Annotated in this window: 11 protein-coding genes; 2 read left to right on the top strand and 9 right to left on the bottom strand. The window is 37.9% G+C overall.

From position 1 onward, the window contains the following. Window positions 1–17 precede the first annotated feature (17 nt). The 5 genes from bioD to SOI81_RS13655 form a co-directional block, all read right to left on the bottom strand. Window positions 18–662 carry a dethiobiotin synthase gene (gene bioD / locus SOI81_RS13635; RefSeq protein WP_320540909.1) on the bottom strand — a complete coding sequence of 215 codons (645 nt, stop codon included), beginning with the start codon at window positions 660–662 and terminating at the stop codon, window positions 18–20. Further along, a complete protein-coding gene (gene bioC / locus SOI81_RS13640; RefSeq protein ID WP_320540910.1) occupies window positions 663–1,412 on the bottom strand; it encodes a malonyl-ACP O-methyltransferase BioC in 750 nt (249 codons plus the stop codon). Continuing rightward, the gene (bioF, locus tag SOI81_RS13645; protein ID WP_320540911.1) at window positions 1,409–2,566 is read right to left on the bottom strand and encodes an 8-amino-7-oxononanoate synthase; all 1,158 of its coding nucleotides are present in this window, start codon (window positions 2,564–2,566) and stop codon (window positions 1,409–1,411) included. The genes bioC and bioF overlap by 4 nt, the downstream gene beginning before the upstream one ends. Window position 2,567: 1 nt before the next feature. Beyond that, window positions 2,568–3,848 (bottom strand): adenosylmethionine--8-amino-7-oxononanoate transaminase, encoded by a 1,281-nt coding sequence (gene bioA, locus SOI81_RS13650; RefSeq protein ID WP_320540912.1) that lies wholly within the window; start codon window positions 3,846–3,848, stop codon window positions 2,568–2,570. Between the two features lie 93 nt (window positions 3,849–3,941). Further along, on the bottom strand, window positions 3,942–4,673 hold the full coding sequence (locus tag SOI81_RS13655; RefSeq protein ID WP_320540913.1) for a hydrolase: 732 nt from the start codon (window positions 4,671–4,673) through the stop codon (window positions 3,942–3,944). Window positions 4,674–5,029: 356 nt separating this feature from the next. Here SOI81_RS13655 and otsB point away from each other — a divergent pair, with 356 nt between their 5' ends. Then, window positions 5,030–5,881, top strand: coding sequence for a trehalose-phosphatase (otsB, locus tag SOI81_RS13660; RefSeq protein ID WP_239975502.1), 852 nt, complete (start codon window positions 5,030–5,032; stop codon window positions 5,879–5,881). Then, a complete protein-coding gene (gene otsA, locus SOI81_RS13665) occupies window positions 5,869–7,302 on the top strand; it encodes an alpha,alpha-trehalose-phosphate synthase (UDP-forming) (protein WP_239967498.1) in 1,434 nt (477 codons plus the stop codon). Before otsB ends, otsA begins: the two co-directional genes overlap by 13 nt. 68 nt (window positions 7,303–7,370) lie before the next feature. On the opposite strand, the gene SOI81_RS13670 is transcribed toward otsA, so the two are convergent. The 4 genes from SOI81_RS13670 to zipA all read right to left on the bottom strand — a co-directional run bounded on the left by SOI81_RS13670 (window position 7,371) and on the right by zipA (window position 12,751). Beyond that, the gene (locus SOI81_RS13670; protein ID WP_239967543.1) at window positions 7,371–8,564 is read right to left on the bottom strand and encodes an MFS transporter; all 1,194 of its coding nucleotides are present in this window, start codon (window positions 8,562–8,564) and stop codon (window positions 7,371–7,373) included. Between the two features lie 289 nt (window positions 8,565–8,853). After that, complete coding sequence (gene ftn, locus SOI81_RS13675) at window positions 8,854–9,318, bottom strand: heteropolymeric bacterioferritin subunit Ftn (RefSeq protein ID WP_001214863.1); 465 nt, start codon at window positions 9,316–9,318, stop codon at window positions 8,854–8,856. Between the two features lie 252 nt (window positions 9,319–9,570). Further along, entirely contained in the window at window positions 9,571–11,610 is a 2,040-nt protein-coding gene (gene ligA, locus SOI81_RS13680; RefSeq protein WP_238515678.1) for an NAD-dependent DNA ligase LigA, read from the bottom strand. Window positions 11,611–11,704: 94 nt separating this feature from the next. After that, on the bottom strand, window positions 11,705–12,751 hold the full coding sequence (zipA, locus tag SOI81_RS13685; protein WP_239975501.1) for a cell division protein ZipA C-terminal FtsZ-binding domain-containing protein: 1,047 nt from the start codon (window positions 12,749–12,751) through the stop codon (window positions 11,705–11,707).

Here is a 12,751-nt window from a genome sequence, read left to right on the forward strand (position 1 = left end):
TTTATAGCCTGTTGAACTTAATTCATTTTTGCCAGTTCGATCCATTCAGCTTCAGGAAAATGAACAGCTAAATAATCTTTCAAATAATTTGAAGTATCTTGTGAAATTAATGGATCTTTTGATTCATCTTTTAGGTTATAAACCAAAGCCTTTAATTTCAGTCCACGAGATTTAAGTGCCTCAAGACTAAGTAAAGTATGGTTAATACTTCCCAAACGCCCTGAGGTTACTAAAATAATCGGAAACTGGTGCTGAGCGACATAATCAATGGTTAGCAGATTGGTGGTTAATGGCACCATTAAGCCTCCTGCACCTTCTAACAATACGATTTCAAAACGCTCTGCCAATGTTTGGGTCGCATTTTCAATTTTTTGAAAATCAATTTCTCGGTTATCAAGACGTGTTGCTAAATGAGGTGAAGCTGGGTAACTAAAGATTTCAGGCATAGTGAGCTTGTCATGATCTTCTTGAAACCAGCCTTGACCCATAATTTCACGGTGCTTTTCGATATCTTCAGAAATATCAGCATTACCTGTCTGAATGAGTTTTTGGGTAATCACTTTTTTACCCTGCTCAGTCCATAATTTTGCTAAAAATCCTGTTGCGTAAGTTTTACCAATTTCGGTATCAATCCCGCTCACAAAATAGATCTGGCCACTCATTTACTTCACTCTCCGGGCAATACAATAAATCGGATGATATGTTAGGGAATATCCTTCGGCATGCTTAAACCGATCATAATCTTGATAAAACTGTTGTAACGTTTGCTTAGTCCAACGATGTTGAGCAGTTGCCGTTACCCCTGTTGCCTTTAAATGCTGCAACACAGCCTTAGGCGAATCAAAATACAGTTGAGTTTCCGACTCTGACAAATGCAAAATCTCAAAACCAGCCTGAGTTAAAGCCCTATTCCAATTTTCAACTGACCAATAACTTAAGCCTTGTCCTGTTAGCTCTTTAATCTCTAATAAGTTTTTAGAGCCAAATGTTGAAAAGCATAACCAACCTTGATCGACTAAAGCCTCATCACAACGTTCGAGCAAGCGCGGTAAATCTTGCATCCACTGTAAAGCTGAACCTGAAACAATCATATCGAGCTGCTGAGGAAAATCTAACGCCTCAACGTCTCCAATCAACCATTTCAAACTTTCGTGAGAATTAAAGTGCTGCTGCACATCTGCATACAGATCATTCAAAATTAATTCTTCGATTTGAAAAGATGCAGTAATAAGACGAGTTAAATTGCCAGAACCACAACCAATTTCAAAAACACGTGGTATTGTGCTTGGGCAAAACTGCTGGAGTAACCGTGTTAAATTTTGGCAAATTTGTTTTTGAACAATTGCTTGTTCTGAATAGCTTTGCCCTGCTTTAGCAAAACGCTGGGCAACCAAGTCTTTATTCAAACTCACAGAAAACTCACCAATTCTTCAAGTTCATGTTGCTGCACCCTTGACGTTAAAGAAATACGCAAACGCGAACTGTTTTTAGGTACTGTGGGTGGACGCACAGGCATAGCATAAAAACCACTTTCCTGAACTTGCTTCGCTTTATCGATAGCAGCCTGACTTTCTCCAACAATGACGGGAATAATATGGCTGGTCGATGGGCTTACATAACCCTTTTGCACGACAGCTTGTTGAAGATATTGGCTAATGCTTTCTAAATGTTCACGCTGAGATTGAGCGACTAATACTTTTTGAAAAATAAAGTTTGCCCATGCCATCACAATCGGGGGCTGTGCAGTACTAAAAATAAGGGGGCGCATTTTATTAATGAGATAATCTTTAATAATTGGATCGCAAATAATGTAACCACCAACTGCTGCCAATGCTTTACCTAATGTACCAACTAAAAAATCAATTTCTTGAATGACATTGTATTGTTCAGCACACCCTAATCCTTGCTGACCACGCACACCGATTGAATGTGCTTCATCGACATACAACATGGTTTTAGCAAAACGTTTTTTGAGCTGGACTAAAGCCGCTAAATCCGTTTCATCCCCATCCATACTAAAAATACTTTCTGTGACCACGATGATACGTTCAATCTTTTCATCATCATGATATTTTTGGAGAAGTTGTTCCAAATGCTGTAAATCATTATGTCGATAACGTACATATTGGGCACCAGACAAACGTATACCGTCAATCATGCTTGCATGGACTAACTTATCTGCCAAAATTAAAGTTTTGCTATCAGCAACCGCAGGCAAAATACCAAGATTCATATGGTAGCCACTATTAAATAATAGGGCCGCCCGATCACCAAATGCTTTACTTAGGCTATTTTCTAACTGTTCATATTCTTCAAAATTGCCCGTTAATAGGCGTGAAGATGAAGAACTAAAATAGCTTCTTTCTAATGGATAGCTATCTAGAAACTCTTGGCGAAGATTAATATCAGCCGCCAACCCAAGATAATCATTTGAAGCCAAGTTAAGCATCGTTTTATTTTGAATCGTAATAAAACGGTCATGCTGCACATTTTGAGTAAAGTGTCTGAAGTTACCTTGTTGTTTTAACTCATCTAACTCGGCAGCAAAATGATTAAGCAATGACATCTTAATACGCTCCCTGCATCGTTTGAACAACCTCAACCAATTGTTCAAGCAAATTATTTAACTCTTGATGAGTGATGACATACGGTGGCATCACATAAACCAATTTTCCAAAAGGACGAATCCAGATTCCGCGGTCTACAAATTGTTGCTGTAAAGTTTTCATATCAACATTAAAGGTGAGTTCTACTACACCAATTGCACCGAGCACCCGTACATCGGCAACATAATCAAGCTGACTTAAAGGCGTTAAATATTGACTAAGCTGTTGCTCAATTCGCTCAATATTGGCCTGCCAATCTTGTTCAATTAACAATTGCGTACTTTTTAAAGCGACCGCGCAAGCAAGTGGATTGGCCATAAAAGTTGGGCCGTGCATAAAGACCCCAGCCTCACCGCGACTAATCCTTTCTGCAACATGCTTTGTCGTTAAAGTAGCAGATAAGGTCATATAGCCGCCTGTTAGCCCTTTACCTATGCACATAATGTCTGGCTCAACTTGGGCATGCTCCCACGCAAAGAGCTTACCAGTACGGCCAAAACCAGTGGCAATTTCATCGAAAATTAAAAGCAGGTTATATTTTTCACAAAGCACTTTAGCCTGACGTAAATATTCAGGATGATAAAAACGCATGCCCCCTGCGCCTTGTACAATTGGCTCAATAATCAGTGCAGCAAGATTTTCATGATTTTGCTGAATAGCTTGTTCTAGCTCAGCAATATCTTCTTGGTTCCACTCTTCATGAAATTTGGTTTGCGGTGCTGCTACAAAAAGACGGTTTGGTAAACTTGTACCAAAAATCTGATGCATGCCTGTTACTGGATCACAAACAGACATCGCATTCCATGTATCACCGTGATAACCAGAACGTGTAGTAATAAAATTTGTTTTCTGAGGTTGGCCTTGTGCTGTCCAGAATTGCACAGCCATTTTCAAAGCAACTTCAACGGCAACCGACCCCGAATCTGCATAAAAAATTTTGTCGAGGCTTGGCGGCGTAATTTTTAAAAGAATTTTACCCAACTCAATGGCAGGGTCATGGGTTAACCCACCAAACATAATATGTGACATGTTTTGTAATTGATCTGTCACTGCTTGATTGAGTTCAGGGTGGTTATAGCCGTGAATTGCACACCACCAAGATGACATACCATCAATTAAAGTCTTACCATCGTCGAGTTCAATCGTTGCCCCATAGGCACGTTTAACTTTAAAGGTCGGTAAAGGTTGGGTCATTGAAGTATAAGGATGCCAAATATGTTCCAAATCAAAATTATCGGTCATCCTATTTACCCTTTTACAGCAATTAAATCTCTCATTTAGCACATGTTAAACCTGTTAAGAATGAAAGAAAATTGCGAGATCAATCAAAGCTTATTAACTTTGCTGATGAATTGTTAAAAATTGGCAGATTTCTTCAATTGTTCGGTCTACTTCGAGGTATGGAAAAGCATGAGTAGCGCCTTTTAGCACTTTACAATTCATGTTTTCTGTCACGATCTCCTCAAATTTTTCGATAATTTTGCAAGGAATGACATTATCTTGCTCAGCAAACAGGTGAAGTTGTCGGCCAGAATAGTTTTTTAAGTTATCTACCAAGTTTAATTGTTCAAGCATTTGCAAACCTTCTATTAAAAGTTCATTTGATGGCGGATTTGCTATATTTTGAATATTTATCCAATCTTGTTTAGCTTGGGTTGAGCCAAGTGTAATCAAATAATAAAAACGCTTTAACGTGGCTTGCGGGTTCTGTAAAAAAGAAGATTTAAATTGAGTGAATACATCTGTAGGCATTGCAGGTTGCCAATTATCGTTGGCAACGAAACAAGGATTTGAAGCAAGTGTAATTAATGTCTTAGTCTGCCCTGTTTGCTTATAAAAAATATCGACCAGTTGAGTTGCTAACTGTCCACCTAAAGACCAGCCTACGACTACATCAGCCCTAGCCACTAAGTCTAGCTGTGCTTGAAAGTTACTATCTAAAATATTAAAAATATTAATAAGTTGTGTCTCAAATCCTACTTTTTCCAAATGCAATTTAAGAGATTGCAAAGGTTCCACTCCTAATCCCCAACCTGTAATTAATAAAATTTTATTTTGTAACTTCATATGCCTATCCAAAACCGATTTTATAAAGATTATATAATAATATTGATTTAAAATATCCTTTAAAAACAATATTAAAAACAATTTCTAAATCATAAAATCAAGCATTTATAATACGTTAATATTCTGAAATATATTGATAAATAAGACCTGCATTATTCATATTAAATATACAAAACTTTAATTATCTAAACATTGAAGCCAATCAAAAAACAACATACTCCACACTTCGCCTATAAATCCATTATGCAATGTAATTAATGTTAATACTTATGTTTTTTTATTAAAAGAAATGACTCATCAATTCATTTTAATGTTAGAAGAGTAATTATTGATCAAAAAATATTGGGAAGGCTAATATGAACAGTCAAAATACAATATCTGATGGGAGAGAAAAATATACATATTTTGTTACACCCAATCATATTATAAGCAATTTATCTTTAGATAAAAATTATTGTTTATTTTTGGATATTGATGGGACATTAGCACCCTTTCAAATTAATCCTGAGCATAGTTTTATTCCAAACACCACATTAGAAATTATAAAAAAAATTATTCAATTAAATATACCTGTTATTGCTGTAACAGGTCGTGATGTCAATACAGCTAGTAAACTCTTATATCCTATTGAAGTTCCAATTGCGGGCTTACATGGTTTAGATATTTGTCTTAATTCAGATCATTATATTCGGCCAGATTTAAGTCAGATTAATTTTAAACAATTAAAACAAGATATTCAAAAATCTTGCGAAAAATATCCCGAGTTATTAATTGAGGACAAAGGTTATTCTGTCGCTTTACATTATCGCAAGAACCCAGATTTAGAAAATCACGCTATTAATATTATGCAACAGATTAGCTCTGATTATCCTCAATTAAAATTAAATAAGGGAAAATTTGTTATTGAATTAATTCCTCATCAAGCTGATAAAGGTAAAGCAATTAAAACCATATTAAATCATCTTAATTTACCTTCTGTTTTACCTATTTTTATAGGCGATGATTTAACAGATGAATCAGGTTTTGTATTTATTAATCAACAATCTGGTCTCACAATTAAAGTGGGTTCCGGTGTAACACAAGCTGAATATAGATTAAAAGATATTGATAGTGTCGCTAATTTTCTTTTTTTATTTCAAAACAGAATAAAAAGCTTATATGTCAAAAATAGCCAAAATCAGAATGGAGAAAAAATATGTCTAAATTAATCGTATTATCGAACCGGATAAGTATGCCCTCAGGTAAAGCTTCAGCTGGTGGCCTCGCCGTGGCTGTACAAGACGCTTTGAATGATAGTAATGGCATTTGGTTAGGCTGGAATGGCCAGCAAATTACCGATAGCGAAGCGCCAGAGTTTGAACAAGCCTCTTCTCAAGGGATTGATTACATTACCTGCCCTCTTACCCATCAACAATATGCGCAATATTACTGTGGTTTTGCAAATAAGGTTCTCTGGCCAGCAATGCATAGTCGCGAAGATCTAATTGAATATGATGCGCAAGAATATAGCACCTATCAAAAGGTCAACCGTTTGTTTGCTGAAAAGTTAAAACAGCTTGCTCAACCTGAAGATCTTATTTGGATACACGATTATCACTTTTTTAGTGTAGCACGTTACTGCCGTGAATTAGGCATGCAAAATAAAATTGGTTTCTTTTTACATATACCATTTGCTAGTCTCAATATCTGGCGCAAAATTCCAGTGGGCCGAGAATTAATTCAAGACTTGAGTCAATATGATGTTATTGGTTTACAAACCCAAATCGATCAAAATGCATGTATGCAGACTTGTCTAAATTTACTCGAAGCTCAGAAAATACAAAGTAACAGTATTAGCTACAAGAAACGTCAAATATTAATTAAGTCATACCCAATTGGTGTTCAGCCCGAAATTATACAAAAGCAAGCCCAACAAGATTTGGCGACCTCTTCTGTGTTTAATTTTGAGGAAATACCACGTCAAAAAACAATTATTGGGGTTGATCGTATTGACTATTCGAAAGGTTTGCTCGAAAGATTTAATGCATTTGCAACCTTTTTGGAAACCAGTCCTGAATATCATGGTCTAGTTCGGCATCTTCAAGTTGCAATACCTTCTCGTACGGATATTCCAGCTTATCAGCGTTTATTCCAACGTTTTAAAACCAAGCTCGAGCTAATTAACGAAGAGTTTGCACATGAAGACTGGCGACCTGTAGATTGCTGCTATGACACGGTTCAACACCATAATCTTATGCACATTTATCGCCATTCAGATATTTGCTGGATCAGTTCACTACGCGATGGTATGAACTTGGTCGCTAAAGAATATATTGCAGCCCAAGACCCAGAAAATCCGGGCGTACTCATTTTATCTAAATATGCTGGTGCTGCTGAGCAGATGTCTCAAGCCTTGATTGTTGATCCGCAAGATAGAGCAGCGATGATGGATGCTTTAAAAATGGCTTTAGAAATGTCTAAAACTGAGCGTATTAATCGTTACCAGCAATTGATAGAAGGATTAACATCATCTGATCTTACCCATTGGCGAAATAATTTCTTGGATGATTTAGAAAAGACACCAACTTTACTGATGAAACCTCAGCGATTATTACAAGATAGTTATCAATCGATCTATCAGGTTTTATAAATCTAAATAAAAGAACATCGAGGAATTAAATTTCTCGATGTTCTTTGAAGATCTCTATTATTTATAAATTAATTTGTCTTTATTAATGTAAAACGGTTAAGTAAAGCAATGACAAATAGCAATACAGCTACGCCTGTTAAAACAGTACTTAAACCCGTCCATTCACCAATTAAACCAATTAAAGCTGGGCCGCTTAAAGAACCCGTATAGGCAATCGTTGATACTAAAGAAAGTGCAGCTGCTTTTGGCATATTGTTTTGTCGACCAACCCGAGAAAACATCACTGGTACAATATTAGAACAGCCTAGTCCTAACAGTGCATAACCTAATATAACTACTTGCCAGACTGGCGCAGTCACAATAATAGCCATACCAATCGCAGCCACAATTGCACTATAAGTTACAATATTCTTTTCGCCCCATTGCTTAAGCAAAACATGACCTGCAAAACGTCCAGTGGTCATGCTAAGCGCAAAGAAAGTATAAGCTAAGCCAGCAAAAGCAGGGTTAAGCTGATATTTACTTGTTAAATAAATACCACCCCAGTCCATTGCCGCACCTTCTGATAAGAAGGCGATAAAACACATCATACCGATAAGCAAAATAATGCCATCGGGACGATAAAATTTTTTCGGTGCTTGAGTTGTATCTTCATGTGGCTTTTCATCCTGTTCAAAAGACGTTAAACAAGAGGGAATGGCAACACCACCAATAACAAGTAAAATCATAACAACTGATAACGTACTCATTAATGGAGAAAGGCCCACTGCCAATAATGCAGTCACAAGCATAGCGCCTGTTAAGCCTCCCAAACTACACATTCCATGGAAGCTAGACATAAGAGCTCGCAAGCTATGCTTTTCTACAACCACTGCTTGTAAATTGATAGCTACTCCAAGACATCCTGCTGCCGATCCAAAAATAAACAATGCTACAGCCATGGTCACAATGCTGCTCCACATCGTAAGGCTAGGCAATAAAACCATTAACAGCATCAATGCCAAAGCAATTAATGGACGACATCCCCAGCGCTTGACTAAAGCTCCGGTCGCAGGCATAGCAATCATTGAACCAATACCCATACAAAGCAAAAGTAAACCAAAATCGGCATGATTTAGGTTTAAACGTTGCTGTGCAAAAGGAATAAGAGGTGCCCAAGCTGCAGTCGCAAAACCTAAGCTAAAAAAGCTTAGTCGTGTTGCAAGACGTTGTGTGCTTAAGAGTGTAGCTGTATCTAAAACAGCAGGTTTGGTAAATAACATATTTCGCGAACTCACCATAAAATCATGGGCGATCCATACCAACCGATTTTCCATAGAAAAACCCTTGCCTCATTAAATTTCTAGGCAAGGGTTTTGTTGGCGAAATTATATCCAATTTCATAAAAAAAACAGGGGGTGTGATACAATTTTTCTGACTTTTTTGTAACTGCCAAAGCCTTATATAGTAAGGCTTTGAATATGTTCAATTTGACAAAACTAACATTTAAGCGATGAGTTAATTTTATTTAAATAAGCCAATAAAAAACCCAGCCTGAGCTGGGTTCTTTTATTAAATTTGAGATTGAATATAATTTTGTAAGCCAATCAACTCAATTAAACGTAATTGCTTTTCTAACCAGTATGTATGATCTTCTTCAGTATCTGATAATTGTTGACGCAACATATCACGGCTAATGTAATCGCCCTTCTCTTCACAAAGTTTGATACCTGTCGCCAACTTTTCACGAACGTGATATTCAAGCGCCAAATCAGCTTTTAAGCAAGATACAACGTCTGTACCAACGTTGATATCTTCACGGTGCATGTTTGGTTTAGCACCTAAAAATAATACACGGCGAATGATCGCATCAGCATGAGAAGCTTCTTCTTGCATCTCATGATCAATACGTTCATAAATTTTATTTAAGCCCCAATCTTCATACATACGAGAATGGATTAGATATTGATCACGGGCAGCCAATTCTCCGCCAATGAGCATATTTAAATAGTCTATGACTTCTGGATTGCCACGCATAATAAATCTCCTATCGTATGAGAACTATTATGGGCAATCTTAAAAGTGATTGCAAAACAAAAAATAGTTAAGTTTATGATTTTTATCAAATTAAAATGAGAAACATACGCATTTGCAGTTTAAGTTATTTAAATTTTCTCTGCAAAAAGAAACGCTTGTCCGATTTATTAGCTCAGACAAGCGTTAAAATAAGGCACAAACCATCAATTTATAAATTTGTAACTAAAATCAATGGTTCTTATTTCGGTAGATCTATTCGCTTAAAGTCTGCCCATAGCTCGCCATAAGTGATAAGAAATCAGTCTCATTCATAACTGCAATACCAAGTTTTGCTGCTTTTTCTAATTTCGAACCAGCCTTCTCACCAGCAACAACACATTTGGTTTTACTCGATACACTACCGCTTACACGTGCACCTAACGCTTGCAGCATTTGGGTTGCCTGATCACGAGTCATTTGCTCTAAAGTGCCTGTTAATACCCAACTTTCGCCATTTAACGGTTGACGTGTTGGTGCTGTTGGCGCATCCCAATGAATCCCTGCTGCTATTAGGCGATCCAGCACTTCAATGTTGTGTGGTGCCAAGAAAAAGTCAGCAATCCACTCTGCGGTAATATCACCAACATCTGGAGTTTTCTTTAAAGCTTCAACATCAGCAGCTTTAAGCGCTTCCAAAGTTTGGAAAGTATTGGCTAACATTCTAGCTGTTGTTTCACCTACTCCACGAATTCCTAAAGCATAAATAAAACGCGCAAGAGTTGTTTTCTTACTCGCTTCAATGGCATCAATCAGATTTTGGACCGATTTCTCGCCCATTTTTTCAATACCAAGTAAAGTTTCTCGGTGTTCATGCAAATGATAGATGTCGGCCACATCTTTAAGTAAATCGAGATGTAATAAAGACTCTACCCAACGATCACCTAAACCTTCAATATCCATCGCCTTACGTGATACGAAATGGCGAATCGCTTCAATCCGCTGCGCAGCGCAATAAAGCCCACCAGAACAACGTGCTAAAGCTTCTCCTTCAGGCATCACAACTGGTGAAGCACAAACAGGACAGCTTTCTGGTAAATGTACAATTTCAGCGTCAGGTGAACGAAACTCTGGCCAAACTTTTTCTACTTTAGGAATAACGTCGCCTGTACGGTAAACACTGACTGTATCGCCCACACGCACATCAAGACGATGGATTTCACCAATATTGTGTAAGGTTACATTAGAAACCGTAACACCACCCACAAATACTGGGTTTAAACGTGCTACAGGGGTCAAAGTACCTGTACGCCCTACTTGCCAATCAATTTGATCAACCGTCGTTAATGCAGCTTGTGCAGGAAATTTATAGGCTGTTGCCCAACGTGGCTCACGACTTAAAAAACCAAGTTGTTGCTGCTGTCTTAAGTCATCAACCTTTACAACCATCCCATCAATTTCAACTTGTAAATCTGGACGTTCTTGCTGAATTTGTTCGTAGCGCTGCTGTACTTCTTGAATTGAATCACAAAGATACTGACGTTCCGCAATTTCAAATCCAAGTTTTGTGAGCCATTGTAGGCTGTCATGCATGGTAGTTAAGCCATGATTAGGTTCACATTGAGCGATACCGTAAGCATAAAATGCTAAAGGTCTACCAGCAGCAATATTAGGATCGAGTTGTCTTAAACTACCCGCTGCTGCGTTACGCGGGTTCGCAAATGTTTTATCACCTTTTGCTTCTTGGTCAGCATTGAGTTTTTCAAAGCCAGACTTTGGCATAAGTACTTCGCCGCGTACTTCTAACAAACGTGGAATTTCAAAGTGATCTGAATGCAACACTTTAGGCAAATTACGAATCGTTTTAACATTCTGGGTAATGTCTTCGCCGGTTTCGCCATCACCACGTGTAACGCCACGTACTAAGACACCATTTTCATACCAGAGCGAAATCGCAAGACCGTCAAGTTTTAATTCGACTTCATATTGTACTTTTTGATTAGGCAAACGCTCTTCAACACGACGAGCAAATGCGAACAAGTCTTCCTGATTAAAAACGTTCCCCAAAGAAAGCATCGGAACTACATGGGTCACACTTTGAAATTTAGAGAGTGCTTGTCCACCTACTTTGGTTGTTGGTGAATCTGATTGAACAAGGTCAGGATATTGCTCTTCTAAAGCTTTTAACTGGTGAAATAAATGATCATATTCACTGTCCGAGATTGTCGGCTGATCCATGACGTAGTAGGCATGGTTATGCTTTGCAATCAGTTGAATAAGCTGACGCATCTGTTCGATCACGGAAGTTGTTGCCATTATGTTATTCACCATAAAAAAGGGTGGAAATTTCTCCACCCTGAGCTGCGACTAGATATGTTGCAATTATCGCAACGAACGTAAAAAATTAAAACTAGGCAGTGGCCTGTGCCGGACGATAATCAATCACATGATGACGCCAGTGCTCTTTCAACTGTGGCGTAAATTCAAGATTATTTTCATCGTAAACTTTGCCATCGATTTCGCGAGCAATTAGACCCGCAATACTCGCCATCATATCAAAACCAGTCACGGCTTTACTGTTTGGAAGCGCAAGGAAAAATGCCAACCCTTGAACTTGTTCGGTAGATAAAGTTTCAAGATCAAACCCAGCTGGCCCATTGTCTGTCATACGTAATACAGAGAACATGAGTACACTCGGCTCATCCGTATTTTCATAACGATGGAAACATGACATTTCGCCGTAACGTAAACCATATTTTAACAGCACTTTAAGGGCTTTATCGCCAGACAAAGCACGACGAGGGTTTGGATACACATTTAACGCAATAATCTGTTCAGCCATCGCCAATGCACTTTCATCATCATAGCGTTGCTGTTCATGTAAATGCACATCCAGAATATTGCTCTCGCCTTCAAATTCAGCAATTTTGGCAGTTTCAATATTCGGGTTTAAACTCAACTCAGGCTCAGCTTTTTCGCTTTCAGCTTCCAGACTTTCTTGTGCTAAAGCTTCAGCTTCCGGTTTCACAGAAACTGCATCGACCAACTCAACTGAACCATTTGTAGTAATAGCAGAGCTTGTTACTTCTTCTTCAGCTTTAATTTCTTCTACAGAAGCATTTTCAACAACTGGTGGAGTTTGTTCAGTTTGAATTGTTTTAGCGAGTTCTACAGACTCAATTTCTGCTTGTTTTGTTTCAGGAACTTGTGAGGGTGCAGCTCCGCTTAAAGTCGGTTCTACTCGCTCAGCACTAGTCACCGCTACAGATTCAGCTTCAGTTTTCTCAAGCTGATCTCTTACATGTCTAGGTATAACCGGTTGATTACTATCAGGATTAATATGTAAATCACTGTCTAATGAGGGTTCAGCATGGTTTGGCTTTTTTAAAATCATTTTTAAGCCAATTAGCATAATTATAATGGCAACAACGATGCCAATAATCGTATTGATTTCCAT

Origin of the sequence: Acinetobacter pittii, assembly GCF_034067285.1 — a bacterium.
Classification (GTDB): Bacteria; Pseudomonadota; Gammaproteobacteria; order Pseudomonadales; family Moraxellaceae; genus Acinetobacter; species Acinetobacter pittii_E.